Raw genomic sequence first — 26,194 nt, 5'->3', positions numbered from 1 at the left:
CGCCGCGGGTCATGCGGTCACGAGGCCATGCGGTCACGGGCTCGACAGGTCATGCGGCATCGGCCGTGCCGAACAGCAGGTGCGAGATCATCGACTTGTCGACCGGTTCGTCGTTGAGCGTGCTCGCGAGCAGTTCGCCCGCGAGCTGCTGCGGCGAAAACACCATGTCGGGCTTCAACAGGCGCAGCCGTTCGAGGTTGCGCTGCTGGTTCACGAGCGCGACCGTGCGCACCGACGGCGCGATCTCGCGGATCGCGAGGATGATGAACGCGTTCTCGGCGTCGTCGGAGCGCAGCGCGAGCACCGCGCGCGCGGTCGCCGCGCCGGCGCTTTCGAGCACCGCATGGTCGGTCGCGTCGCCGACGATCAGGTCGGTCGCCGCCGCGTAGTTGTGCTCGACGCCGGCCGGCACGACGACGGTCACCGCGTAGCCGCGCTTGCGCAGCCCGTCGTGTACCGCATGCGCGACGGGCGTCGCGCCGACGATCAGGAAATGATGCTTGCGGATCACGTTCGAAATGCCTCCCTTGACGATCCGTTTCAGATTGCCGCCGATCACGGGGCCGACGACGGCGCTGATCGACGTCGCGAACACCGTGATGCCGAGCACGATCACCGAGGCGGTGAACAGGCGCGCGGTCGGCGCGTGCGGAACGATGTCGCCGTAGCCGACCGTCGACATCGACACGATCGAGAAATAGACGGCGGTGGCGAGGTCGTGGACGGGCGGCGTGAATTCGTCGCCGAGATACAGCACGCCGAAGGTGGCGTAGATCAGCAGCGACACGATGCTCAGCAACGCGAACAGGCTGCTCGCGGCGATGCTCGCGCGGTCGAAATGCCGCCAGTAATAAAGCAGCGCGACGGCCAGCACGGCCGTGTAGGCGAACACGCCGTGGCTCGGATAGCCGCCGAGCGCGCTGAGCGCGGCGGCCGCGACCAGCAGCAGGATCGACAGCACCCACGCGACGCGCGCACGCAGCAAGATGCCGATGGCCATGGTCGCGAGGCCGGCCGCGATCACGACCTGCGGCAGCACGACGAGCCCCGCGTTGTCGACGAGGTTCAGCGCATCGGCAAGCCACGCACCGTGGCGGCCGAGCTTCGCGTTGTCGACGACCGGGCGCAGCACCATCAGTGCATCGAGCGCGAGGAGAAGGGCGAGATACCAATGCAGGCCGATCGGCGCGAACAGGCGCCGCAGGCGGGTAGTGACGTGCTTCATTCAGTCGCCCGGCAGGCCGGGCATGTCCAACGAACCAGGCGCTACCCTAAAGCATTCCGCGATCGGCTGCTTTTTCGCGGGGCCCGGCGGCGGTGGCGACGACGCGCGCAGCGGCGGCCGTTCAGTTCCAGCCGGCCATGATCGCGCCCATCCCGACGAGCAGCCCGCCCGTGACGCGGTTCATCGCGCGCATCCGCGCGGGCCGCTGCAGCGCGCGGCTCAGCCGGTGCGAGAACAGCGCCATCGACGCGACGCCGCCCGCGAACAGCACCGCGAAGGTCGCCGAGAGCAGCAGGAACTGCTGGTTCAGGCTCCAGTCGGCGTCCGGGACGATGAACTGCGGGAAGAACGACGGGAAGAACAGCAGCGTTTTCGGATTCAGCCCCGAGGTCGCCAGACCGCGCCAGAACAGCGCGCGGTGCGAGTCGGTCTCCGGCGTTGCCGCCCCGGCGGCCCCGGCCGTAGCGGGCGTCCCGGCCGGCGCGCGGCTGAGCCATTGCTTGCAGCCGAGCCAGACGAGGTAGGCTGCGCCGGCCCAGCGCAGCACGGTCAGCGCGCGCTCGTCGAGATGCACGAGCGAATTCAGGCACAGCGCGGTCAGCGCGAGCTGCAGCAGCACGGCGAGCGTGCCGCCCCAGACGCACGGCAGCGCGCGGCGCCAGCCGGCGCGCAGTGCGTGGTTCATGGTGAGGAGGTTGACGGGGCCGGGAGCGTAGACGAGAACGGCGGAAGCAGCGAGAAACGAGAGGTAAAGCCTGAACGACATGACGGGTAGGGCAGGAACAGGAACACGGGCGCCGAAGCCGCGCGGCCGGATAGGCGCGCGGGCGGCGGGGAATCGCATGCCTGCTGGCCGGCACCGCAACTCGTGATTGCGGCCGTGCGTCCCGCTGCGAAGGGGTTGTCGCGGGGAGCGTGCCGGACAACAGGCATGGGGAAAATATATCAAGGGGCCGGATTAAAAGGCTTCCGCATTTCCACACAAACCGACACAAATCCGGAATGTCGTTCAGATAGAATCGCGCTTTTCAGTAGAAGATTCTTCCTGCCATGGCCACACGTGAACGCTCGCCGAAAACGCTCGACAGCCAGGACCGCAAGATCCTGGGTGCACTGCAGAAAAATGCGCGCCTGTCGAACGCCGAACTGGCCGAACAGATCGGCATGTCGACCACCGCGTGCTGGAACCGCACACGGCAACTCGAGGTGGACGGCTACATCGACGGTTATGTCGCGCTCGTCAACCAGCGGAAGCTGGGCTATGCGGACATCGTGATCCTCGAAGTCACGCTCGATCGCCACGAGGACGACGCGCTCGCCCGCTTCGGCGAGGAGCTCGCCGCGCTGCCCGAGGTGCTCGAGGCGTATCTGGTGTCGGGCGAGTACGACTACTGGATCAAGGTCGCGGTGGACGGCACGGCCGGCTACGAGCGCTTCCTGCGAGAAAAGCTGTACAAGATTTCGAGCATCCGTCACAGCCGCTCGATGTTTGCACTGCGCTGCATGAAGGACGTGCCGTCGATTCAGGTGTGAGGAAGGCAGGGGTGAGATGCGGCCGTCGTTGAAACGACGGCGCTTGTGGCTGCGCGTATGCGCGGAGAAAGCCGGCGATCGGGCGGAGGACAGGGCGCGCGGCGCGGTTCGGAACCGCGGCCGGCAACGCGGATGAATCTTCCGTCCGCGATGGTCCGGCCTTCCCACGTGCTGGCTGGATAACGGCTGCCCGCCCGGGCAACCGTCAGACAGAACCGCGCCGAAGCCGATTCGATACCGCGTCGACGCGGATTGCCGCCGGCATCGGCTTCAAAGCGACCCCGACACGCTCCCGACACCGGGAGCGCATTCAACCGGGGCAACTCTTGCCGGTTTCCACGTTGTTTGCCGCGCCAGGCGTTGCCGGGTGCCGCGGCCTTGTGGCGCGCATCCGGGCAAGCGGATCAGGACGGCATCGTGCGGCCGGCTGTTGGCCGGTCGTACCGCTCAGCGCGGCAGGCGTGCGTGTGCTTCAGCGATGACTTCGCAGGTCTCGAGGTGGAGTGCCCAAGCTTCTGCAATCAGCTCGCCCACACGTGCGAGCCAGCCAGCGGATTCGGTGGAACGGTCGGAGACATTAGACGTTTGCATGACGAAGCCCCATATAGGTGGCGAGTTAGGGATAACCCTAATCATAACGAAACGACTCCGTCTTGTGAAATGCGATTTCGTTATATGAGAATTACTGACACTTTGTGTTGCTGCTTCGCAACATGAATATCGGGTGCCTTGGCGCGGCCGTGCTGGCGCGACGAGGCCGTGCCGGCACGGCCTCGCATCGAACAAGAGAGGGGATTCGGGCGCTGCGGAGGATGGCGGAAGCGGGCGTCGGCTTACGGGCCGATCCATCCGAACCGCCACGACAGCCGTCGCGTCGCGGCGAGCAACGCCTGCGCGAGATCGCTGTCCGGCCCGCGCGGGAAGCCGCGCGACGAACCGATGATCGCGATCACGAGCCGGATGCTGCCGGTGTGATCGAACACGGGCGCGGCGACCGTCCCGATGCCCGGCACCGGCGCGTCGAACGCGAAATCGAGCGCGTCCGCGCGGATCGTCGCGAGCCGCGCCCGGAATGCGTCGTCGGTCGGCGGGGCGATGCGGCCCGCGAGGCGCACGGGCTCGTCGGCGAGCAGGTCGGCCAGCACGTCGTCGGACATGCCGGCCGCGAAGATCCGGCCGATCGCCGTATTGACGAGCGACATCACGGTGCCGACCTGAAGGCTCACGTGCTGCGGCCGCGCCGATTCCTCGAGGCGGATCACCGTCGGGCCGAGCGGCCCGAGCGTCGCGGCCGCCACGCTCATGTCGGTCGCGCCGGCCAGCGCGACGATCTCGGCTTCCGCGTCGCGCGTCGGCGACACGCGCTGCATCGCGATCAGGCCGAGCGCCTGCCCGAGCGGGCCGCCGCCGAAGCAGCCGGTGTCGTCGCGGCTCAGCAGGCCGATCTTCTGCAGGCTGACGAGATGCGGAAAAGCCTTCGCGGCCGGCATCCCGGCCGCCGCCGCGAGGTCGCGCAGCGGCAGCGCGCGGCCCGCCGACACCAGCGCGAGCAGCAGCTCGCCGGTGCTGTCGAGCGCGTTGATCCCGCGCTGCGCCTTCGCATCGTCGGCCAGCGCGGGCGGCACGCGCGGAGCGGCCGGGGCTGCGCCGGGTGCGGGCGGCGGGGCATCGTGCGCCGCGCCGAGCGATGCGCTCGCCTGCCGCGCCGCGTCGCGCAGTGCCGCCGCGATCGGGCCGTCCCACGCGACGTCGATCGAGCCCGTCGAACCGATCACCGTCAACGCGAGCTGCAGCGCGCCCGCCGCGTCGAACACCGGCACGCACATCGCGCTGACGCCGGGGCTCGGCAGGTCGACGCCGCGCTCGATCCCGCGTGCGCGGATCGCGTCGAGCTCGGCCTGCGGCACGCCGGTGTCCGGCACGGGCTGCTCGCCGCCCGCAAGCGTGTCGGCCGCGCCGGCCTGGCTGGCGGCCATCGCGCGGAGTTGCGCGGGGTCGCCGAACGCGCGGAACACGCGGCCGGTGGCCGTCGTGTCGAGCGACATCACCGAACCGACATGCAGGTTCACGTGCAGCGGATAACCGCCGTGCTCGATGCGCACGATCGTCGGCCCGAGCGCGCCCGGCACCGACAGCGCGACGCTCAGGCCGACCGCTTCCGCGAGCCGCGCCGCGTGCGGCAGCGTCGCGCGATAGGCCGGCTGGCGCTCGATCGACGTCAGCCCGAGCCGCAGCGACAACGGGCCCGGCTCGTAGTTGCCGGTGAGCGCGTCGCGCTTCACGAGCGCGAGCCGGGTCAGGCTGACGAGATAGGTGTGCGCCTGCGCGGTCGACAGGTCGGCCGCCGCGGCCAGCTCGGACAGTCCGAGCGGCTTGCGCCGGCGCGCGAGCGCGTCGAGCAGCCGGCCGCCGACCTCGACACTCTGGATCCCGCGCTGCGCCTTGGGCGGCGCATCGTCTGCGCTGACTTCGTGGTTCTGCACGCGATGATTCTTCCGTTGACGAAACCCCGCATGGTATCCGACGCCATTTATCGCGCCAGCCCGCAGGTTTACCCGTATTAGACAATAGCAAGCGACTTTGTCATTGACAAATATTCGGCGCGAGAAGATGATCCGCTCACTCCCCTCAACACATGGCTCGCAGCCACGGAACGCAACATGGCCAAAGCATTCGCCTCCCAAGCCGATCTGGAAGAGAAGAAAGTCACCTGGACGAAGCTGTCCGAGAACGCGTACGCGTACACCGCCGAAGGCGATCCGAACTCGGGCGTGATCATCGGCGACGACAGCGTGCTGATCGTCGACACGACCGCGACGCCCGCGATGGCGCAGGACCTGATCGCGAAGATCCGCAGCGTGACCGACAAGCCGATCAAGCACGTCGTGCTGTCGCACTACCACGCGGTGCGCGTGCTCGGCGCGTCCGCGTATTTCGACGAAGGCGCGCAGCACGTGATCGCGAGCCGCGGCACGTACGAGATGATCGTCGAGCGCGGCGAGGCCGACATGAAGTCGGAGATCGAGCGCTTCCCGCGCCTGTTCGCCGGTGTCGAGACGGTGCCGGGCCTGACCTGGCCGACGCTCGTGTTCGAACGCGAGATCACGCTGTTCCTCGGCAAGCTCGAGGTGAAGATCATGCACGTCGGCTCGGGCCACACGAAGGGCGACACGATCGTCTGGATCCCGTCGCAGAAAGTGCTGTTCTCGGGCGACCTCGTCGAATACGACGCCGCGTGCTACTGCGGCGATGCGCAGCTCGAACAGTGGCCGGCCACGCTCGAGGCGCTGCGCGCGCTGAACGCCGAGAAGCTGGTGCCGGGCCGTGGCCCCGCGCTGCTGAACCCGGCCGAAGTGAACAACGGCCTCGACTACACGAAGGATTTCGTCACGACGCTGCTCGCGCAGGGCCGCAAGGCCGTCGAGCAGAAGCTCGACCTGAAGGCGTCGATGGCGCTCACGCGCGAAGCGATGGACCCGAAGTTCGGCCACGTGTTCATCTACGAGCACTGCCTGCCGTTCGACGTGTCGCGTGCGTTCGACGAAGCGAGCGGCATCACGCATCCGCGCATCTGGACCGCGCAGCGCGACAAGGAAATGTGGGCCGCGCTGCAGGACTGAGCGGCTTGCACAGGCGGGGTGTCCGACAGGACGCTCCGCCTTTTTTCTGAAGCGGCGACCGGCCGCGGCATTCCGCCGTCTTGCCGTCCGCCGTGATCCGAGCTCACTAGAAAGCAGGGCGCACGTACGCCCTGGGAGACGGCTGCGCGCCCGAATCGCGCAGCCTGTTTGGAGAGAGACATGCCCCAATCGCTTCATGCCGAAGCGACGCTCGCGCACGCGAGCGCTTCGGCTTCCGCATCCGCCGCCACGGACGACGCGCTGCTGTTCCGCAAGATCGCATGGCGGATCGTGCCGTTCCTGTTCCTCTGCTACGTCGTATCGTTCCTCGACCGCATCAACATCGGCTTCGCGCAGTTGCAGATGAAGCACGATCTCGGCTTCAGCGACGCGATGTACGGCCTCGGCGCCGCTGTGTTCTACGTCGGCTACGTGTTCTGCGAAGTGCCGAGCAACATGCTGCTCGCGCGCTTCGGCGCGCGCCGCACCTTCACGCGGATCATGCTGCTGTGGGGCATCGCGTCGACCGGGATGATGTTCGTGTCGCAGCCGTCGCATTTCTATGTGCTGCGGTTCCTGCTCGGCGTGTTCGAAGCCGGCTTCTTTCCCGGCATCGTGCTTTACCTCACTTACTGGTTCCCCGCGAACCGGCGCGCGGCCGCGATCTCGGTGTTCTTCGCGGGCGTCGCGGTGGCCGGCGTGCTCGGCGGCCTGATGTCGGGCTGGATCATGCGCGACATGGGCGGCGTGCTCGGCCTGCACGGCTGGCAGTGGATGTTCGCGATCGAAGGCGCGCCGGCGATCCTGCTCGCGTTCGCCGCGTTCACGTTCCTGGTCGACCGGCCGCAGGATGCCACGTGGCTCACGGCCGATGAAAAGGCGCGGGTCGCCGCGCTGTGCGCCGACAGCCGCGGCCACGGCCACGGCCACGCGCACGACGGGCGCAGCCTCGTGGCCGCGCTCGCCAATCCGCGCGTGTACCTGTTCGCGTTCATCTATTTCTCGCTGACCTGCGCGTCGCTGACGCTCAACTTCTGGATGCCGCTGATGATCCGCGATTTCGGCGTGACCGACGTCGTGGCCGTGAGCCTGTACACCGTCGTGCCGAACGCGGTCGGCGCGGTGGGGCTGGTCCTGATCGCGCGCCGTTCGGACCGGACCGGCGAGCGCCGCAAGCACTTCGCGTGCTGCACGATCGGCGGCGGGATCGCGCTCGCCGCGCTGACGCTGCACCTGCACAGCTTCGCGGCGATGCTCGCGTGCCTGTCGATCGCGGCGACGCTGATCTTCGCCGCGCTGCCGATCTTCTGGGCCGTGCCGACCCGCTACCTGTCGGGCAACGCGGCCGCGGCCGGGATCGCGCTGATCAGCAGCATCGGGATCACGAGCGGCATCGTCAGCCCGTGGGTGATCGGGATGATCCGCACGCGCACCGGCAGCATGGATCTCGGCGTGTATCTGCTGGCCGCGTTGCTGGTGGCGAGCGGCGTCGCGCTGATGCTCGGCGTGAAGGGCGAAGCCGCGCCGCGCGACTGAACGCGCAACGGCCGGTCGCCGCGCGCGGGCGGCGGCGACCGGCACCCCCTGTTCGCACCGCACCCGAATCCATCGAGGAGACGATCGATGTCAGCCCCTCTTCAAGCCGATGCCGCGCGTGCCGTCGCGTCCGGCGCCGCTGCACAGGACGACGACGCGCTGTACCGGCGCATCGGCATGCGGATCGTGCCGTTCCTGTTCATCTGCTACATCGTGTCGATCCTCGATCGCAGCAACATCGGCTTCGCGCAGTTGCAGATGCGGCAGGATCTCGGCCTGACCGACGCGATGTACAGCCTCGGCGCCGTGCTGTTCTTCGTCGGTTACGTGCTGTTCGAGGTGCCGAGCAACGCCTTGCTGCGCCGCTTCGGTGCGCGCCGCACGTTCGCGCGGATCATGTGCCTGTGGGGCGCGGTGTCGGTCGCGATGATCACCGTCGACAGCGCGAAGCATTTCTACGTGCTGCGCTTCCTGCTCGGGCTGTTCGAGGCCGGGTTCTTTCCGGGCGTGGTGTTCTACCTGACGTACTGGTATCCGGCGCGGCGGCGTGCGTCGGTGCTGTCGATTTTCTACGCGGGCGTCGCGGTGGCGGGGATGGTCGGCGGGCTGCTGTCGGGCTGGCTGATGCGCGGGATGTCGGGCGTGCTCGGGCTGCACGGCTGGCAATGGATGTTCGCGATCGAGGGCGCGCCCGCGATCCTGCTCGGCGTGATCGCGTGGTTCTGGCTGTGCGATCGTCCCGAGCAGGCGCGCTGGCTGTCCGACGCCGATCGCCAGCGGCTTGCGGCCGACCTGGCCGCCGACCGCGCCGGTGCTGCCGGTGCACCGGCGCCGCATTCGCTGCGGCAGGTGCTGGCCGAACCGCGCACGTACCTGTTCGCGTTCATCTATTTCTCGCTGACCACCGCGCTCCTGATGCTGCTGTTCTGGATGCCGCTGATGATCCGCGAATTCGGCATCCACGACGTCGTGCAGATCAGCCTGCTGTCGGTTGTGCCGAACGCGATCGGCGCGGCCGGCCTGATCGCGATCGCGCGGCGTTCCGACCGCAAGCGCGAGCGGCGCCGGCACTTCGCGGCATGCGCGTTCGGCGGCGCGGTGGCGCTTGCGCTGCTGACGCTGCACCTGCCGAGCATCGTCGCGATGATGGCGCTGCTGTCGGTCGCGGCGATGCTGATCTTCGCCGCGCATCCGGTGTTCTGGGCCGTGCCGTCCGCGTATTTCTCCGGCGCGGGCGCGGCCGGCGGGATCGCGCTGATCAGCAGCATCGGCGTGTCGAGCGGCATGATCACGCCCTGGCTCGTCGGGCTGATCCGCACGCGAACCGGCAGCATGGATCCGGCGATGCTGATGATCGCCGCGCTGTTGGCCGCGTGCGCGGTCGCGATGCTGCTGGGGGTGCGGGCGGTGCCGCGGGCGGAGGCGGCGTGACGCCGGCGGCTGCGGTGCGATTCAGTGGAAGGACAGAAACAGCCCGGGCAGGACGAGCAGGCCGTGCACCACCAGCGCCCCGTAGATCACGCCGCCGCGCGCCCGCAGGTCGATCGACAGGCAGGCGATCGCCGCGATGACGCCGATGGCCGAGAGGCCTGCCGCCCAGAACAGCGCGGTAATCAGCACGCGAACGCCGGCGTACGGATCGTCCATCGAACTGGCGAACACGTAGCCGATCAGAAGCGCCAGCAACTCGACGAGCGCGACGACGAGCAGACCTGTCGCGATTCGCGCGGTTCGTTTGGCATTGTCCATGGCAAGTCGTGGTGAGGGGAGCAAGGGGCGCAAGTCTACACGATCGGTTTCGAACCGGTCGCGCAACGGGGGGCGGGAAATCGGGCGGCGGACGCGGCGCGGATGTCGCCCGGCGTGCCGTCGCGCCGTCGCGTCGGCTACGCCCGATACACCTCGATCCGGTTGCGGCCGCGCTCCTTCGCGAGATAGAGCGCCTTGTCGGCGCGTGACAGCGGCTGGTACGCGCCGAAGTCCGACGCCCGCATCGCGTCGATGCCGATGCTGACGGTCAGCGTGACCTGCTGGTCCTCGTGCATCAGCCGCGCCTCTATCGCGCGTTGCTGCACGCGCTGCGCGAATGCCAGCGCGGCGTCGAGATCCGCCTTCGGCAGCACGACCGCGAATTCCTCGCCGCCGACCCGGCCGACGATCCCGTCGGGCCCGGTTTCCGCGAGCAGCAGCCGCGCGAAATGCCGGAGCGCGCGATCGCCGACCGGGTGGCCCCAGCGGTCGTTCAGCGCCTTGAAGTGATCGAGATCGAGCATCAGCACCGCGGCGGCCAGGCCGGTCGTGCGCACGTTGCGCAGCGCGGCTTCGCTTTGCCGCATGAACGCGTGGCGGTTCGACAGTTGCGTCAGGTGATCGGTCGTGGCCATCCGGTGCAGCTCGGCCTCGATGTGCTTGCGGTCGGTCGCGTCGGTGATGAAGCCGTGCCACACGGTGCCGCCGTCGGCCGTGCGCTGCGGGCGTGCATCGCCTTCGCGCCAGCGCAGGCCCTGGCCGGGCAGCAGCACGCGATATTCGAGGCGCCACGGGGTCAGCCGCACCGACGAGTCGTGCAGCGACAGCCGATAGGCGACCAGGTCGGCCGGATGAATCCGCGTCTCGACCGCCTCCGCACTGTGGGCGACCTGCTCGGGCGTCAGTTCATAGATGTCGCTGACACCCGCGCTCGCGTAGGTAAAGAAGCGGTGCCCGTCGGCCGTTTGCCGCAGCTGGAACACGAGCCCGGGAACCTGGTCGGTGAGATCCGTGACGAGCGCGGCCGAGTCGCGCAACCGCGTGGCGAGCTCGCGCAGCGCGGTGATGTCGGTGGTCGTGCCGACCATCCGGAGCGCGCGGCCGTAGGCGTCGCGGGTGATTACCTTGCCGCGGCTGCAGATCCATTTGTAGGTGCCGTCCTTGCAACGGATGCGGTGCTCGACCGCGTAGCGGTCGGTGCGGCGCTCGAAGTGCGCGAGCATCGCGGCTTTCACGTCGTCGACATCGTCCGGATGCAGCCGTTCGTATGCATCCTCGATCCGGGTGCCGAGCTCGTGCGGCGCGTAGCCGAGCAACGCTTTCCAGGCCGGCGAGTAATGGATCTCGCCGGTTTCCACGTTGCGATCCCACACACCGGTGCCGCTTTCGGTGAGCGCGAGCGTGGTCAGCGTGCTGTGTTCCTCGACGATGTCGAGCCGTTCGCGCAACGCGGCGGCTTCGATCGCGCGGCAAAGCGCGCTTGCCGCCAGCATGGCGAGGTCGCGGAGCAGCGTGCGTTGCGTGGCGTCGAGCGAGCGTTGCGGATCGTCGACGACGCACAGCATGCCCAGTGTCGCGCCATCGGGCGCGGCCAGTTCGCAGGCTGCGACGATCCGCGGCGCGTGAGGCGGGCCGCCGTCGCGTTGCCCGTTCGCATTCGCATTCGCGTTCGTGTCGTCCGGCGCGAACCGCGCATCGGCAGCCGGACCCGGCTCGACCCGGGGTGGCAAGCCATCGGCGAAAAGGGGATCGGGCAGCGCGCCGTCGACGGCGAGCACGCGTGGCGCATCGGCATCCGCGTGCGCAATGAACGCGCCGGCGGCACCGAAATGCGCCCGCGCGACACGACAGACGGTGGCCAGTTCCGGCACGGGCGGGAGCGCGGGCTGAAGGTCGGCCGAACCGCGCGCGGAGGCCGGCGCGTCGCCGGTCTCGGTGATGAACATACGGACCCGCATGGTCGAGTTTGCAACGGACGATTGCCCTCGTGATCGGACGAATGCCGGTCGGACGAGGCCGCTTGGGGGCTGCAATCGCAGAGCTTACTGTTGCGCGGAATGTGTGGCAAGCGAACCGGAATCGTCTGTCGGTATGCGCCATTTGCGCCGATCGGGAAAGAATCCGGTGCATGTTTCGGCAGACGAATCCACCGATCGGCACCCGCCGGGAAACGTGCCGCGGAACCCGGGATGATCGTCAGCGATGCGCTGCATGTCACCGGGTTCCGCGGCGCGTCCCGGAGGGCGACGCGCTTGCTGCCTTCGACCTGCGGGACGTCGGGCGGTCAGCGTGCCGTCGCGTAGCGCGGCGCAGGCGTATCGGCCGACAGGTGCGGGGCCATCGTGCGGCGCGCGGCCTCGTAGGCGGCCCATTCGTCACCCGCATGCAGCGACGGGATCGTCACGAGTTCGCCGCGCTCGAAGCCGATCAGCGCCGCGTCGACGAGGTCGGACGCCGACATCACGATTTCCTTCGGCAGATGCTCGAGCGGCAGGCCGCCCGTCTGCCAGAAATCGGTGGCGGTCGCGCCGGGCAGCACGGCCTGCACCTGCACGCCCTTGTCGGCGAGTTCGTGATGCAGCGACTGGCTGAACGCGAGCACGAACGCCTTCGTGCCGCCGTACACGCCGTTCAGCGTTTCCGGCGAGATCGCGACGATCGACGAAATATTGATCACCGCACCGCGGCCGCGGGCGACGAAGCCGGGCACCGCCGCGTAGGTGAGGCGCGTGAGCGACGTCACGTTCAGGTCGATCATCCGGGTCATCGCGTCGACGTCGCTGTCGAGCAGCGGCGCGTGCGTGCCGACGCCCGCATTGTTCACGAGCAGCGTGATGCTCGCATCCTGCTTCAGCTTCGCCTCGACGGCGGCGAGGGCCGCGCGGTCGTTGAGGTCGGCGTCGACGATCTCGACGCTGCGCTGCGTGTCGTTCGTGATGCGTTCGGCGAGGGCGGCCAGCCGGTCGCGGTTGCGGGCGACCAGGATCAGGTCGTAACCGCGGCGCGCGAGGCGGTCCGCGTAGACGGCGCCGATGCCCGACGAGGCGCCGGTAATGAGGGCGGTACCGCGATGTGCTTGCGTCATGATGTGCTCCGTTTCGATGGGATTGGCCGGATGGCGTGAAGCCATTCTGGCCGTGAATCGATGTGACACAAATGACGTAGATGGGTATGATTCAGGACATCAGGCCAATTCACTGGCCAGGGACGGGAGAACGCACATGCACCGCATCGGCTTTCTGATCAGCGACGGCTTCCAGATCATGGCGCTCGCCGCGCAGTCGGTGTTCGAATACGCGAACATGGGCATGAGCGAGCCGTTCTACGTGATGGGCAACTATTCGGTCGACGGTGGCGACGTGCGCTCGTCGCTCGGGCTGCCGGTCGCCACGCACGCGCTGCGCGGGCAGCTTGCCGTCGATACGTGGATCGTCGCGGGCGTCAACGATCCGGTCGCGTCGCCGGCGCCGCCCGGCGTCGTCGCGTTCCTGCGCCGCGCCAACGCGCGCGCGCGGCGGATCGCCGGCATCTGCACGGGCGCGTTCGTGCTGGCCGAGGCCGGGCTGCTCGCGCAGCGCCGCGCGACGACGCACTGGGCGTTCGGCCGCGACCTGCAGCGGGACTACCCGGAGATTCGCGTCGAGGAAGACCGGATCTACATCGTCGACGGCCCGATCTGGACGTCGGCCGGGATGACGGCCGGCCTTGACCTCGCGCTCGCGATGGTGGAAAAGGACCTGGGCGCGGATGTCGCCCGGTCGGTCGCGCACAAGCTCGTGATGCACCAGCGGCGGGCCGGCGGCCAGTCGCAGCATTCGGAAATGCTGGATCTCGCGCCGAAATCCGACCGGATCCAGAACGCGCTGAACTACGCGCGGCAGCATCTCGGCCGCGCGCTGACCGTCGAGGATCTCGCCGAAGCGGTGCACCTGAGCCCGCGCCAGTTCAGCCGCGTGTTCACGCTCGAGACGGGGCAGTCGCCCGCGAAGGCGATCGAGCGGCTGCGGCTGGAGTCCGCGCGGCTGATGATCGAGCAAAGCCGCCATTCGCTCGACGTGATTGCGAAGGAAAACGGCTTTCGCGACCGGCGGCACATGCGCGAGGCGTTCGTGCGCGGGTTCGGCGTGCCGCCGCAGGCGGTGCGGCGCGACGCGCGGGCGGATGAGCGGTCGGATGAGCGGTCGGATGGGCGGGAGGCGGGCTGACGCGTGTGCCCGAGCCGCTCTGCGCGCGCCGGAAAAATCGCGCAGAATCTCGTCGACCCGCTTCGCGAGGAGACCCGATGCACACCGCCCCGTTCGACATTGCGATTCCCGATCACGCGCTCGATGACCTGCGCCGGCGCCTGCGCGCCACGCGCGCACCGACGCTGACACCCGCGGAGCCGTGGCAGCAGGGCGTCGACGGCGCCTGGTTGCGCGAACTGACCGCGTACTGGGCCGAACGCTTCGACTGGCGTGCGGCGGAGCGTGCGCTGAACCGGCTGCCGCAGTTCGTCGCAGACGTTGGCGGGCAGCGCGTGCATTTCATCCATCGACGCGGCGTCGGGCCGAAGCCTTATCCGCTCGTCATTACGCACGGCTGGCCCGGCTCCGTATTCGAATTCGACGCGCTGATCGATCGCCTCTGCGACCCGGCGGCGTTCGGCGGCGATCCGGACGATGCGTTCGACGTCGTCGTGCCGTCGCTGCCCGGTTTCCTGTTCTCGCCGGCGCCCGCGGCACCCGGCATGTCGGCGTTTCAGGTCGCCGACCGCTGGGCGGCACTGATGTCCGGTCTCGGATACCGACGCTTCGGTGCGCAAGGCGGCGATCTCGGCGCAGGCGTGTCGATTGCGCTCGGCGCGCGGCATGCCGGCGTGGTGGACGGCATCCATCTGAACTTCCTGCCCGGCAGCTACGAGCCGCCGACCGACGCGGCCTTGCCGCTGACCGACGAGGAACGGGCGTTCGTGACGCAGCGCGGCGAGTGGGCCGCGCTGGAAGGCGGATACGCGCACGTCCACACGACGAAGCCGCAGACGCTCGCCGTCGCGCTCAACGATTCGCCGGCCGGGCTGGCCGCGTGGATCGCCGAGAAATTCCGCGCGTGGAGCGATTGCGACGGCGACCTGGCGCGGCGGTTTTCGCACGACACGCTGCTGACCGGCATCTCGTTGTACTGGTTCACCGGCTGCATCGGCTCGTCGATGCAGATGTATTGGGAAAACCGGCTGCAGCCCATGCGCTTCGCGGCCGGGCAGCGCGTGGCGGTGCCCGTCGCGTTTGCGCGTTTTCCGAAGGAAATCGGCCGCCCGCCGCGCAGCTGGCTCGAACGGGTGTTCGACGTCGTGCAGTGGACCGACATGCCGAGCGGCGGCCATTTTGCGGCGATGGAGGAGCCGGATCTGCTGGCCGACGATGTCCGGCGGTTTTTCCGGCGGCTTCGGTAACGCTCAGGCAGGCCGGGGACGTTGGCGACGGGCGCCGGCTGCCATCCGCACATCAGCGCGAGCCCGCACCGCACGGATCGCGACGCGGCGATGCCGCCAGTGTTACCGCGTGACGAACGGCGCGGCGTCGTCCGGCGCGGTGCGCGCATGCTTGCGCTGGCGCAGCAGCGCGACGCGGCAGTTCTCGCGCGCGGTTTCGCGGCCTTCGTCGTCGAGCAGCACCAGATCGCCGCGCATCACGTTCAGCGTGATCACGTCCTCGCCCGGCGCGCCGAGCGTTTCCGGCGTATGCACCGAGCCGGCCGGTTCGAGCACCGTCGAGCCGGCGTGCGCAATCCAGTCGTATTCGAGGTAGCGCCACGCACCCTGCAGCGTATGGACGAATACCTCGCCGTCGTGGCGATGGCGCGGCAGCGTGCCGCCGGCCGGCATCTTCAGCAGCGCGGTGAGCGTGTCCTCGGCCGCGTTGATGTGCAGGTACTTGATCGCGAGCCCGGGCAGGTCGGCGCTCATCGGCAGCCACGGCAGCGCGTCGCCGGGCAGGCACGAGATCGGCGGCAGGTCGGTGGAGAGCGGAGCGGACGGCTGCGTCATGGCGGGAAGCGGAGCGGAAATGGGGAGCCCGCATTATCGCAGAGCTGGCTTGCGCGGCCGAACGCGACGTTTCGCATCGGCTCGAGCGTACGCGAAGGGACGATCCTTACAAGGTGAAATATGCAGCTAAACTGTACAGTTTGACTGTATACCTGCTATCTTGAATTCATGAACCCGCCTTTACCTCCCTCCGACGCGCTCCCACTGGCCGGTCTCGCCGGCGAACTCCGCATCTCGGTCGGCAAGCTGATGCGGCGGATGCGGGAACAGATCCACCCGAACGACCTCACGTCATCGCAGAAGTCGGTGCTGTTGCGGCTCGACCGCGACGGCCCCGCGACCGTATCGGCCTTGGCGCGCGCCGAAAGCGTGCGCCCGCAGTCGATGCGCGTGACGGTCGCGACGCTCGAGGCGCTGGGCGCCGTCAGCGGCGAGCCCGATCCGTCCGACGGCCGGCAGACGCTGATCGCGGTCACGCCCGGTTTCCGCAAGGTGCTGCAGGCGAACCGCGCGGCCAAGGATGACTGGCTGTTCCGCGCGCTGCATGCGCAACTGTCGGCGGCTGAGCAGGCCGAGCTCGCGTCCGCCGTGAAGCTGCTGCAGCGGCTAGCCGAATTCCAGGAAACGCCGCGCCCTTGAACCGCATCGACCCGCTTGTCGAAAGGACAACCCGAACATGAACCTCCCGCATCTCGTCGCGTATTTCTTCGGCGGCGCGTTTCTCGCGAACGTCGTGCCGCATCTCGTCAGCGGGTTGCGCGGGGAGCCGTTCCAGACCCCGTTCGCGAATCCGCCCGGGCGCGGGTTGTCGTCGTCCACCGTGAATGTCGTGTGGGGCGTCGCGAACCTCGTGATGGCTTATGTACTGGTGTGCCGAGTGGGCGATTTCGACCTCCGCGTCACGGCCGATGCGGCGGCGTTCGGTCTCGGCATCCTCGCGCTCGGCCTGTTTCTCGCGCGGCACTTCGGCGAGCTGCACGGCGGCAACGAGCCCGACCGGGAGCGGCCATGAGCGTGCCGGCGGCGGGCGTGTTCCGTTCGCTTCGCAGTTTCAACTATCGTGTGTGGGCGATCGGTTCGCTGGTGTCGAACATCGGTACGTGGGTCCAGCGCACCGCGCAGGACTGGCTGGTTCTCACGCAGCTCACGCATCACGACGCATCGGCCGTCGGCACGGTGATGGCGTTGCAGTTCGGGCCGCAGTTGCTGCTGTTGCCGTGGACCGGCTACGCGGCCGACCGCTTCGACCAGCGCAAGCTGCTGATGGTGACGCAGGCGCTGATGGGCGTGCTGGCGCTGGTGCTCGGCGCGCTGACGGTCACGGGTGTCGCGCGGCTCGAGCATGTCTACGTGTTCGCGTTCCTGTTCGGCTGCGCGGCGGCGTTCGACGCGCCCGTGCGGCAGACCTTCGTCGCGGAACTGGTCGGCGATCGCGAACTCGCGAACGCGGTCGCGCTCAATTCGACGTCGTTCAACGCCGCGCGGATGATCGGCCCGGCGGCAGCGGGTTTCATGATCGCGTCGGTCGGCACGGGCTGGGCGTTTGTCGCCAACGGGCTCAGTTTCTTCGCTGTGCTGGTGTCGTTGTTGCTGCTCCGCGAGGACGAACTGCGCGCGAACCTGCGGGCGGGCCGCTCGCGCGGCGGCCTGCTCGACGGGTTCCGCTACGTGTGGCGGCGCGACGACCTGAAGGCGATCCTCGTGATGCTGTTCCTGATCGGCACGTTCGGGCTCAATTTCCAGCTGTTCATCTCGACGATGGCGGCCAGCGTGTTCCACGTCGATGCGCGCGGGTTCGGGGTGCTGTCGTCGATGATGGCGGTCGGCACGGTGTCGGGTGCGCTGCTCGCCGCGCGCCGCGAGCAGCCGCGCTTCCGGCATCTGTGGTTCGGCGCGGCGCTGTTCGGGCTCGGCTGCACGCTCGCCGCGCTGGCGCCGGGCTATTGGCTGTTCGCTGCCGCGCTGGTGCTGACCGGGATCGCCGCGATCACCTTCATGAACTCGACCAACAGCCTGATGCAGTTGTCTACCGAGCCGGCGATGCGCGGCCGCGTGATGGCGCTGCGCCTCGCGGTCGCGCTCGGCGGCACGCCGATCGGCGCGCCGGTGGCCGGCTGGGTCGCGAACCATCTCGGCCCGCGCTGGGCGCTCGGCGTCGGCGCGATGTCCGGTTTTGGCGCGGCGCTCGTCGCGACGCATTTCGTGAAGCGCAGCCGCGCGCAAGCACAAGCCGACCGCGCGCGCGACCGGTTCGACGGCGTGTGACCGGGGCGACCGGGCGGGGCGCTGGTGCCGCCGCCGCGCTTGTCGGTCCCTTCATTGCCGGCACGCCGCCGCACGACGGGCGGCCGGGAGCCCGATCCTTTGCGTGAGTCGCCTACGCCGCCGGCCGTGCGGTTGTCGCGTGCGCGGCTTCCAGACACGACTGGAACAGCAGCGCGGCCCGCGACGGCCGCGGCGAGCGCCGCAGCAGGCTCACGAACCGGCACCGGTAATTGAACCGGTGCGGCGCGATCGGCTGCATCAGCCCCTTGTTTTCAAAACTTTCCGCGTAATGGTCGGGCAGGAAGCCGAGATAACGACCGGACAGGATCAGCGTCGCGATCGACTCCTGATCCGACGCGGTCGCGCTGCGCGTGAGCTTCGCGCGGTGGCTCAGTTCCATGTTCGGCGAATGGAAGCCGAGCCCCGCGAATGCGTGGTTGCGGATCGTCGTCCACGTGAGCTTGCCGTGCGGCGCGTCGTAAAGCGGATGCTGGCGGCCGCAGTACAGCAGCATCCGTTCGTCGAACAGCTCCGAATACACGAGGCTGCCGGAGTTGCGGTGCGCGGGAATGATCCCGACCTGATAGCTGCCGTCGATGATCCCGCGCTCGACCTCGTTGATCGACGCGACATGCAGGTTCAGCGCGACGTCGGGCGCCTCGTCGGCGAACTGGCGGATCGCGTCGCCGAGGCGGGCGTTTGCGTTGGTGGCCGTCTTGTCGAACACCGCGACGTGCAATTCGCCGCCCATCCGGTCGTGAATGCCGTCTATCCTGCTTCTAAACGCTTCCATCGACGCGAGCAGCCGCAGCGTCTCCTCGTATACGGTCTGCCCCTCGGGCGTCAGCGTGAAGCCCGCGCGGCCGCGCCGGCACAGCACGAGGCCGACGCGCGTTTCCAGGTCCTTCACGTGCCGGCTGATCGTCGAGATGCCGATATTCAGTTCCAGTTCGGCCGCCGCCATCCCGCCGCACTGCACGACGCCCTTGAAGACCCGCAGCAGGCGGAGATCCATGTCGCTGAGCTGCCCGAGCAGCGCGCGGCTCTTCGGTTTCTTTGCTTGCATAGTTGCGCAAGTGAACATTGATATTGCGATATTGAAGAGACTAATTGGCCTCCCGACAATGCGCAACATCATCACAAGAAGGAGGGGCGCGCCGCGCCGACCGACATGACCGACATCACCACCGCCGCGCAGCAGGACGACACGACCATCCGCACCGACGCCGCGTGGCTCGACGCGCACTGGATGCCGTTCACGGCCAACCGCCAGTTCAAGGCCGACCCGCGCATGATCGTGTCGGGCAAGGGCGCGTATTACACGGACGCCGAAGGCCGCAAGATCTTCGACGGCCTGTCGGGCCTCTGGTGCACGGGCCTCGGCCACGGCCGCACGGAAATCGTCGAAGCCGTGAGCCGCCAGGTCGCGCAGCTCGACTACGCGCCGGCGTTCCAGTTCGGCCATCCGAAATCGTTCGAGCTCGCCAACAAGATCAAGGAACTGACGCCGGCCGGCCTCGACTACGTGTTCTTCACGGGGTCGGGCTCGGAAGCGGCCGACACCTCGCTGAAGCTGGCCCGCGCGTACTGGCGCGCGAAGGGCAAGGGCACGAAGACGCGCCTGATCGGCCGCGAGAAGGGTTATCACGGCGTGAACTTCGGCGGTATCTCGGTCGGCGGGATCGGGCCGAACCGCAAGCTGTTCGGCCAGGGCCTCGACGCCGACTTCCTGCCGCACACGCAACTCGCCGAAAACAAGTTCTCGCGCGGGATGCCCGAGCACGGCGCCGAGCTGGCCGACCGCCTGCTCGACCTGATCGCACTGCACGACGCATCGAACATCGCGGCCGTGATCGTCGAGCCGTTCTCCGGTTCGGCGGGCGTGGTCGTGCCGCCGAAGGGCTATTTGAAGCGCCTGCGCGACATCTGCACCGCGCACGACATCCTGCTGATTTTCGACGAAGTCATCACGGGCTTCGGCCGTGCCGGCGCGATGACGGGCGCCGACGCATTCGGCGTGGTGCCGGACATCCTGAACTTCGCGAAGCAGGTGACGAACGGCGCGCAGCCGCTCGGCGGCGTGGTCGCGACGAAGGAAATCTACGACACGTTCATGGCCGCGGGCGGCCCCGAGTACATGCTCGAGTTCCCGCACGGCTACACGTACTCGGCGCATCCGGTCGCATGCGCGGCCGGCGTCGCGGCGCTCGACCTGCTGGTGAAGGAAGACGCGGTGGCCCGCGTGCGCGATCTCGCGCCGCATTTCGAGGCGGCCGTGCACGGGCTGAAGGGCCAGCGCCATATCGCGGACATCCGCAACTACGGGCTGGCTGCCGGCCTGACGATCGCGGCACTGCCGGGCGAGCCGGCACGGCGCCCGTACGAGATCGCGATGCGCTGCTGGGCGAAGGGCTTCTACGTGCGCTACGGCGGCGACACGATCCAGCTGGCGCCCCCGTTCATCTCGGAGAAGCGCGAGATCGACAACCTGGTCAACGCGCTGTCCGACGCACTGAACGAAGTGGACTGAGCCGCGGCGCGCACCGACCGACAACCGCATTCACGAAAGAGCCTCAACGATGAAACACGACAGCAATGTGACCTCCACCGTCGGCCACCTGATCGACGGCAAGCGCGTCGACGGCGGCAGCCGCGTCCAGCCGGTGTTCGACCCGGCGACCGGCGAATCGCACAAGAGCGTCGCGCTCGCCGACAAGCTGACCGTCGAAGCCGCGATCGCGTCCGCGCAGGCCGCGTTCCCGGCCTGGCGCAACACGCCGCCGCTGAAGCGCGCCCGCGTGATGAGCCGCTTCAAGACGCTGCTCGAGGAACACGCCGACGAGCTGTGCGCGCTGATCACGGCCGAGCACGGCAAGGTGCTCGCCGATGCGATGGGCGAACTGCAGCGCGGGATCGAGAACGTCGAATACGCGACCTACGTGCCCGAGCTGCTGAAGGGCGAGCACAGCAAGAACGTCGGCCCCGCGATCGATTCGTGGAGCGAGTTCCAGGCGCTCGGCGTCGCGGCCGGCATCACGCCGTTCAACTTCCCGGTGATGGTGCCGCTGTGGATGTGGCCGATGGCCGTCGCGTGCGGCAACACGTTCGTGCTGAAGCCGTCCGAGCGCACGCCGTCGTCGACGCTGCGCATGGCCGAGCTCGCGCTCGAAGCGGGCCTGCCGCCGGGCGTGCTGAACGTCGTGAACGGCGACAAGGAAGCGGTCGACACGCTGCTGACCGACCCGCGCGTGAAGGCCGTGAGCTTCGTCGGCTCGACGCCGATCGCCGAATACATCTATTCGACCGGCTGCGCGCACGGCAAGCGCGTGCAGGCGCTCGGCGGCGCGAAGAACTTCGCGGTCGTGATGCCGGACGCCGACATCGGCAACGCGGTGAACGCGCTGATGGGTGCCGCGTACGGGTCGTGCGGCGAACGCTGCATGGCGATTCCGCTGGTCGTCGCGATCGGTGACGAGACGGGCGACAAGGTCGTCGCGGGCCTGAAGGCCGAGATCGAGAAGATGAAGGTCGGCCCGGGCAACGGCGCAGGCGTCGACATGGGCCCGCTCGTCACGCAGCAGCATTTCGAGAAGGTGACGGGCTTCGTCGACGCGGGCGTGGCGGCGGGCGCGACGCTCGTCGTCGACGGCCGCGGCGTGAACGTCGACGGCCACGACGGCGGCTACTACCTCGGCCCGTGCCTGTTCGACAACGTGAAGCCCGGCATGCCGATCTACCAGCACGAGATCTTCGGGCCTGTGCTCGGCGTGATCCGCCTGAAGTCGCTCGACGAGGCGATGGCGCTGATCGACGCGCACGAGTACGGCAACGGCACGTGCCTGTTCACGCGCGACGGCGAGGCCGCGCGCTACTTCAGCGACAACATCCAGATCGGCATGGTCGGCATCAACGTGCCGCTGCCGGTGCCGGTTGCCTATCACTCGTTCGGCGGCTGGAAGCGGTCGCTGTTCGGCGACCTGCATGCGTATGGCCCGGACGCCGTGCGTTTCTACACGAAGCGCAAGACGATCACGCAGCGCTGGCCGTCGGCCGGCGTGCGCGAAGGAACGGTGTTCAGCTTCCCGTCGAACCGCTGACGCGCTACCCGGCCGCATGAATCGCCCGCTTGCGGGCGGACGATGCGACGCGGCCGGCAGGCCCGCCCGGATCGACGATCCGGGCGGGCTTTTTTACGTCCTCGAGGCGGGCGCGGAAGACGGCGGGACGACGCTTACGGCGCGACCACGTGCCACATGTCCTTGAAGTTGTCGCCGTTGCGGTCGCCCTGTTTCATGTCCTTCGAGAAGAAGTACAGCGGCTTGCCCTTGTATGCCCATTGCGGGCTTCCGTCGTCGCGCTTGACGATCGTGTAGGGCCCGACCGGAACGTCGGTCGCGCTGGCCTTGTAGGGCGGCCAGAAGGATTCGCACTGGCCCGTGCACGCGCTGGTGCCGGCGTTGGCCTTGTCCTTGTCGAACGTGTAGACGGTCATCCCGTTCGCGGCGACGAGCGAACCGTTTTCGACTTTCGTGATCGAGCCTTGAGCCGACGCCGATGCGGATGCAATGGCGAGCAGGGCGGAGCTGACGAGCAGCGCGGCTTTCATGAGGGCCTCCTGTAATCCGGTGGGCGGCCGCGATCGTGCACGGGCGAGCGTGCGCCGGATCGCGGTGAATGGTGCCGGAGCGCGGGGCCGTCGCCGCCGGTGCGAGCGACGCAGGGTCGAATGGCGGCGAACGGAGCGCTCCATTCACGATAGGCGGTTTTTGGCGGGGCTGCGAGAACATCGGGGGCGTATCGGGGGGGCATATCGGTAGCGGCCGCCCGGCTGCGTCGCGGAACCGGGGCGTGATCGCCGCCGCGCGCCGCTCCGGTATTCGGCATCCGTCCCCGAGCGCGCGTCGCGCACGTCCATGGATCAGCGTTTCGCGCGATTGGTCAGCGCGACGCCCGCGATCACGAGCGCACCGCCCGCCAGCATCGACGGCGACAACGGCTCGCCGAGCAGCGCGACCGACAGCAGCACGCCGAACACGGGCACCAGGTTGGTGAACACGGCCGCGCGGGCCGGCCCGAGTTCGCGGATGCCCTGCGAATACCAAACGAACGCGACCACCGTGCCGATCGCGCCGAGATAGAGCATCGACGCGACGGCCTGCCACGTCAGCGGCGTGCCGCTGCCGGCGGGTGAGCCGAACAGGTGCGCGACAACCAGCAGCGCGAGGCCCCACAGCGCCGCATACGTCGTCGCCGCCAGCGGCGACAGCCCGTCGAGCGCGCGCCGGCCGATCACGGTGTAGGCGGCCCAGCTCAGCACCGCGCACAGCATGAAGCGTTCGCCGGCACCGAACGTGTTGCCGAGATCGGTCAGCACCCGCAGCAATTCGCCGCGGCTGATCACGACCAGCGCGCCGAACAGCGCGACGGCGATGCCGGCCCAGCGCGACAGCGACAGGCGTTCCCCGCGCACGACGATCGACAGCAGCACGGCGGTGGCGACCGGGTTCAACGCGACGAACAGCGCGGTGCGGCCCGCCGGCATCCGCGCGAGCGCCGCGAAAAAACACACGTTGTACAGGAAGATGCCGGTCGCGCCGAGCCCGAAGGTCGTCACGACCTGGCGGCCGCTCAGCTTCGGCAGCCCGCCTTCGATCTTCCACGTCAGCACGACCAGCATCAGCGCGGCGATCGCGAAGCGGCCGGTGGCCGCCGAGGTCGCGGACATCGTCGCGGCGAGGATCCGGCCCGCGATGAACGTCCCGCCCCAGAACAGCGCGACGAGCGTGAGCTTCACGTAGACGGCCGCGTGCGGCCGGGTGGCGGCGATGGCGGCGGGCGGGGCGGGAGCGTTCATGTGACGGGGTTTCTCGGTGAGCGCCTGCGGCAACGCGCGAACGAGCACGCGCGGCCGGTTATGCCGAATCGCGCGATGGCCCGCGTGTAGGCTGGATTCAGGGGGAAATGGGCGGTCGTTGCGTCGTCAGCGAAACGCGGGTGCCGACGCGAGCGCGGTCAGCACGACGGGCATCGCGAGCGCCGCCGCGATCGTCTGGAACGCGGTGATGCCGGCCATCAGCGGCGCGTCGCCGCCGATGGCCGCGATCGTCTGGAACGCGGTGATGCCGGCCATCAGCGGCGCGTCGCCGCCGAGCTGGCGCGCCATGATGTACGACGCCGACGACGTCGGCAGCGCCTGAAACAGCAGCGCGACCGTCAGCGCCGCATCGCCGAGCCCGAACAGGCGGCCGGCGGCGAGCGTGATGAGCGGCATCGCCATGAACTTGAACGCCGACGCGACGCAGACCGGCTGCAGCCACGCACGCGCAGCATCGAATTTCAGTGCCGCGCCCACGCACAGCAGGCCGAGCGGCATCGACGCGACGCCGAGCGCGCGCACGGCCGGCTCGACGGCCGTCGGGAACGTGACGCCGCCGGCCTGCATCGCGATCCCGAGCGCGCACGCGACGACGAGCGGATTCGACAGGATCTGGCGCACGAGGGCCGCCGCGCCGAGCCGTGTGTCGCCGTAGCGCGCGAATACGAGCACGCACATCAGGTTGACGGTCGGGACGATCGCCGCGACGCACACGGCCGCGAGCGCGATGCCTTTTGCGCCGAACAACCCGGCCGCGAGTGCGGTGCCGACATAGTTGTTGAAGCGCACGGCACCCTGGAACACCGACGTGAAGCCGGCGCCGTCGACCCGCACGAACGGGCGAACCAGCAGGAGAAGCGCCGCGGCGAGTGCGGTCGAACCGACCAGCGCCGCCGCGAGCGGTAAAACGGGCAGTGCCTGCAGCCGCGCGTTCGCGAGCCCGTCCGCGAACAGCGCGGGCAGCAGCACGTAGTAGCACAGCCGCTCGGCCTGCGGCCAGAAGGCGTCGGCGATGAAGCCCGTGCGCCGCAGGCCGTGGCCGCATGCGACCAGCAGCGCGACCGGCGCCAGCGCGAGCAGGATCGGGCCGATCATCGGAGCGCCTTTACGCGAGGCGGGATGACCGTGCAGGCCGCCGTGAGCGGCAGGCACGCAAAACGGCGGAACGAGGCGGGCATCCATCCGGCGGGCAACATGGCGACACGCAAGCGAAAGAGTGACGATGCCGCCAAGTTAACACGCGCAAACAACAGGAATAATGGTTAATTATCGGGTGTTCAATGAGAAATTCTCATCGATGACGCGGTGACTTCGGCCGCCAGCGCACGTGCGAAACGTTCGGCCGGACGCGACTGGTGTTCGAGCAGGACGACCGCGCGCCCCATCTGCGGCTGACCGAACGGCAGGCGCGTGACGGGCGGCAGGCGCGCGAGCGTCGAATCGGGGAGTGCGACGATCGCCGCGCCGAGCCCTCGCGCGACCATGCGCGCGATCGTTTCCGCGCTGTCCAGCACCATCTCCTCGCGCACCCGCACGCCGATGCGGCGCAGTTCGGCGGCGATCATGCGGCCGGCCCACGCCTGCGCATCGAAGCGGATGAACGGCAGCGCGCCGAGCAGCGTGCCCGCGTCGCGTTCCGTCTGGTCCGGCGGCGCGAGCAGCCAGAAGCGATCCTCGTACAGCGTGGTCCACGTGAGTTCCGCCGGATGCGGGCGCACGGGGCGTGTCGTGATCGCCGCATCGAGTTCGCCGGCCGCGACACGGTTCGCCAGTTCGGCCGACATGCCGGCCGACACGTGTACGCGCAGCCCCGGGTGCGCTGCGCGCAGCGCGAGCAGCGCGTCGGGCAGCGGGCCCGACAGCGCGGTCTGGATCGCGCCGATCCGCAGGCGGCCGACGAGCTTCTTCTCGTCGCTGAGCGCATCGGGAATCCGGTCGACCATCGCGAGCACCTGCTCGGCCTGCGCGAGCAGGATGTTGCCGGCCTCGGTAAGCACCGGCTGCCGGCGCGAGCGATCGAACAACTGCACGTTGTATTCGCTTTCCAGCGTCTTGATCTGCAGGCTCACCGCCGATTGCGTGAGGCCGATGGCTTCGCCGGCGCGCGCGAAAGTCCGGTATCGGGCGATGGCGACCAGCGTTCTGAAGGCGCGGAGTGACATGGGCGAAGTGAGGTGAGCGGGAGGGCCGGCATGCGGATTGCCCGCATGACAGGCCGCGGAGGCGGTGAACTTGGCGAGACGCGCAAGCGGACACACCAGGCGGCAAGGTCGCGGACATCATGCCCGTGGCCGCCGAATCGGGCAACCGCGGGAGCGCCGGCATGCGACGGAACGCGCGGGCTGCCCGCCAAGACGCTTGCCGGC

23 protein-coding genes are annotated in these 26,194 nt (G+C 68.9%); 11 read left to right on the top strand and 12 right to left on the bottom strand.

All coding sequences use genetic code 11. The features are described from left to right. Window positions 1-49 precede the first annotated feature (49 nt). Together kch and APZ15_RS32330 are read right to left on the bottom strand one after the other, a co-directional pair. Entirely contained in the window at window positions 50-1,225 is a 1,176-nt protein-coding gene (gene kch, locus APZ15_RS32335) for a voltage-gated potassium channel protein (RefSeq protein WP_027791497.1), read from the bottom strand. Window positions 1,226-1,346: 121 nt separating this feature from the next. After that, window positions 1,347-1,991, bottom strand: coding sequence for a LysE family translocator (locus tag APZ15_RS32330; RefSeq protein ID WP_027791498.1), 645 nt, complete (start codon window positions 1,989-1,991; stop codon window positions 1,347-1,349). Window positions 1,992-2,275: 284 nt separating this feature from the next. Here APZ15_RS32330 and APZ15_RS32325 point away from each other — a divergent pair, with 284 nt between their 5' ends. Next, the gene (locus APZ15_RS32325; RefSeq protein ID WP_021159229.1) at window positions 2,276-2,758 is read left to right on the top strand and encodes an Lrp/AsnC family transcriptional regulator; all 483 of its coding nucleotides are present in this window, start codon (window positions 2,276-2,278) and stop codon (window positions 2,756-2,758) included. Between the two features lie 833 nt (window positions 2,759-3,591). Here APZ15_RS32325 and APZ15_RS32320 read toward each other — a convergent pair. After that, window positions 3,592-5,241 carry an IclR family transcriptional regulator gene (locus APZ15_RS32320; protein ID WP_027791499.1) on the bottom strand — a complete coding sequence of 550 codons (1,650 nt, stop codon included), beginning with the start codon at window positions 5,239-5,241 and terminating at the stop codon, window positions 3,592-3,594. Window positions 5,242-5,418: 177 nt separating this feature from the next. Here APZ15_RS32320 and APZ15_RS32315 point away from each other — a divergent pair, with 177 nt between their 5' ends. From APZ15_RS32315 to APZ15_RS32305, 3 genes are all read left to right on the top strand, one after another. Continuing rightward, window positions 5,419-6,378: an MBL fold metallo-hydrolase gene (locus tag APZ15_RS32315; protein WP_027791500.1), complete on the top strand. Its 960-nt coding sequence runs from the start codon at window positions 5,419-5,421 to the stop codon at window positions 6,376-6,378. 180 nt (window positions 6,379-6,558) lie between these two features. Beyond that, window positions 6,559-7,914 (top strand): MFS transporter, encoded by a 1,356-nt coding sequence (locus APZ15_RS32310; RefSeq protein WP_027791501.1) that lies wholly within the window; start codon window positions 6,559-6,561, stop codon window positions 7,912-7,914. 87 nt (window positions 7,915-8,001) lie between these two features. Then, the gene (locus tag APZ15_RS32305; RefSeq protein WP_027791502.1) at window positions 8,002-9,345 is read left to right on the top strand and encodes an MFS transporter; all 1,344 of its coding nucleotides are present in this window, start codon (window positions 8,002-8,004) and stop codon (window positions 9,343-9,345) included. 21 nt (window positions 9,346-9,366) lie between these two features. Here APZ15_RS32305 and APZ15_RS32300 read toward each other — a convergent pair whose 3' ends face one another. From APZ15_RS32300 to APZ15_RS32290, 3 genes are all read right to left on the bottom strand, one after another. Then, window positions 9,367-9,663 (bottom strand): hypothetical protein, encoded by a 297-nt coding sequence (locus tag APZ15_RS32300; RefSeq protein WP_027791503.1) that lies wholly within the window; start codon window positions 9,661-9,663, stop codon window positions 9,367-9,369. Window positions 9,664-9,800: 137 nt separating this feature from the next. After that, a complete protein-coding gene (locus APZ15_RS32295; RefSeq protein WP_027791504.1) occupies window positions 9,801-11,621 on the bottom strand; it encodes a sensor domain-containing diguanylate cyclase in 1,821 nt (606 codons plus the stop codon). A 326-nt stretch (window positions 11,622-11,947) separates the two neighbouring features. After that, window positions 11,948-12,748, bottom strand: coding sequence for an SDR family NAD(P)-dependent oxidoreductase (locus tag APZ15_RS32290; protein ID WP_027791505.1), 801 nt, complete (start codon window positions 12,746-12,748; stop codon window positions 11,948-11,950). Between the two features lie 136 nt (window positions 12,749-12,884). Between APZ15_RS32290 and APZ15_RS32285 the strand changes: the two genes are divergently transcribed. Both APZ15_RS32285 and APZ15_RS32280 read left to right on the top strand, forming a co-directional pair. After that, window positions 12,885-13,868, top strand: coding sequence for a GlxA family transcriptional regulator (locus tag APZ15_RS32285; protein WP_027791506.1), 984 nt, complete (start codon window positions 12,885-12,887; stop codon window positions 13,866-13,868). Window positions 13,869-13,945: 77 nt separating this feature from the next. Next, on the top strand, window positions 13,946-15,094 hold the full coding sequence (locus tag APZ15_RS32280) for an epoxide hydrolase family protein (protein ID WP_027791507.1): 1,149 nt from the start codon (window positions 13,946-13,948) through the stop codon (window positions 15,092-15,094). A gap of 102 nt (window positions 15,095-15,196) precedes the next feature. Here the strand turns inward: APZ15_RS32280 and APZ15_RS32275 are convergent, their stop codons facing one another. Next, the gene (locus tag APZ15_RS32275) at window positions 15,197-15,688 is read right to left on the bottom strand and encodes a 2,4'-dihydroxyacetophenone dioxygenase family protein (protein ID WP_027791508.1); all 492 of its coding nucleotides are present in this window, start codon (window positions 15,686-15,688) and stop codon (window positions 15,197-15,199) included. Between the two features lie 168 nt (window positions 15,689-15,856). Here APZ15_RS32275 and APZ15_RS32270 point away from each other — a divergent pair, with 168 nt between their 5' ends. The 3 genes from APZ15_RS32270 to APZ15_RS32260 are packed head-to-tail and all read left to right on the top strand — an operon-like array spanning window position 15,857 to window position 17,953. Beyond that, a complete protein-coding gene (locus APZ15_RS32270) occupies window positions 15,857-16,327 on the top strand; it encodes a MarR family winged helix-turn-helix transcriptional regulator (protein WP_027791509.1) in 471 nt (156 codons plus the stop codon). A 37-nt stretch (window positions 16,328-16,364) separates the two neighbouring features. Further along, window positions 16,365-16,700, top strand: coding sequence for a hypothetical protein (locus APZ15_RS32265; RefSeq protein WP_027791510.1), 336 nt, complete (start codon window positions 16,365-16,367; stop codon window positions 16,698-16,700). After that, window positions 16,697-17,953, top strand: a complete 1,257-nt coding sequence (locus APZ15_RS32260; RefSeq protein WP_021159215.1) for an MFS transporter — start codon at window positions 16,697-16,699, stop codon at window positions 17,951-17,953. Before APZ15_RS32265 ends, APZ15_RS32260 begins: the two co-directional genes overlap by 4 nt. A 112-nt stretch (window positions 17,954-18,065) precedes the next feature. Here APZ15_RS32260 and APZ15_RS32255 read toward each other — a convergent pair whose 3' ends face one another. Next, window positions 18,066-19,019 (bottom strand): LysR family transcriptional regulator, encoded by a 954-nt coding sequence (locus tag APZ15_RS32255; protein WP_027791511.1) that lies wholly within the window; start codon window positions 19,017-19,019, stop codon window positions 18,066-18,068. Between the two features lie 105 nt (window positions 19,020-19,124). Between APZ15_RS32255 and aptA the strand changes: the two genes are divergently transcribed. Further along, window positions 19,125-20,483, top strand: coding sequence for an omega-aminotransferase AptA (aptA, locus tag APZ15_RS32250; RefSeq protein ID WP_027791512.1), 1,359 nt, complete (start codon window positions 19,125-19,127; stop codon window positions 20,481-20,483). Window positions 20,484-20,532: 49 nt separating this feature from the next. Continuing rightward, window positions 20,533-22,050, top strand: a complete 1,518-nt coding sequence (locus APZ15_RS32245; RefSeq protein WP_027791513.1) for a CoA-acylating methylmalonate-semialdehyde dehydrogenase — start codon at window positions 20,533-20,535, stop codon at window positions 22,048-22,050. 134 nt (window positions 22,051-22,184) lie between these two features. Here APZ15_RS32245 and APZ15_RS32240 read toward each other — a convergent pair whose 3' ends face one another. The 4 genes from APZ15_RS32240 to APZ15_RS32225 all read right to left on the bottom strand — a co-directional run bounded on the left by APZ15_RS32240 (window position 22,185) and on the right by APZ15_RS32225 (window position 25,990). Then, entirely contained in the window at window positions 22,185-22,559 is a 375-nt protein-coding gene (locus APZ15_RS32240) for a COG4315 family predicted lipoprotein (protein WP_021159211.1), read from the bottom strand. A 312-nt stretch (window positions 22,560-22,871) separates the two neighbouring features. Further along, window positions 22,872-23,807: a DMT family transporter gene (locus tag APZ15_RS32235; protein WP_027791514.1), complete on the bottom strand. Its 936-nt coding sequence runs from the start codon at window positions 23,805-23,807 to the stop codon at window positions 22,872-22,874. Between the two features lie 126 nt (window positions 23,808-23,933). Continuing rightward, window positions 23,934-24,923, bottom strand: a complete 990-nt coding sequence (locus APZ15_RS32230) for an AEC family transporter (RefSeq protein WP_034196048.1) — start codon at window positions 24,921-24,923, stop codon at window positions 23,934-23,936. A 182-nt stretch (window positions 24,924-25,105) separates the two neighbouring features. Then, the gene (locus APZ15_RS32225) at window positions 25,106-25,990 is read right to left on the bottom strand and encodes a LysR family transcriptional regulator (RefSeq protein ID WP_027791516.1); all 885 of its coding nucleotides are present in this window, start codon (window positions 25,988-25,990) and stop codon (window positions 25,106-25,108) included. Between the last annotated feature and the right edge of the window lie 204 nt (window positions 25,991-26,194).

Source organism: Burkholderia cepacia ATCC 25416 (assembly GCF_001411495.1).
Classification (GTDB): domain Bacteria; phylum Pseudomonadota; class Gammaproteobacteria; order Burkholderiales; family Burkholderiaceae; genus Burkholderia; species Burkholderia cepacia.
Note: the sequence above shows the minus strand (reverse complement) of the source record. Positions and strands in the feature narration are given on the sequence as shown.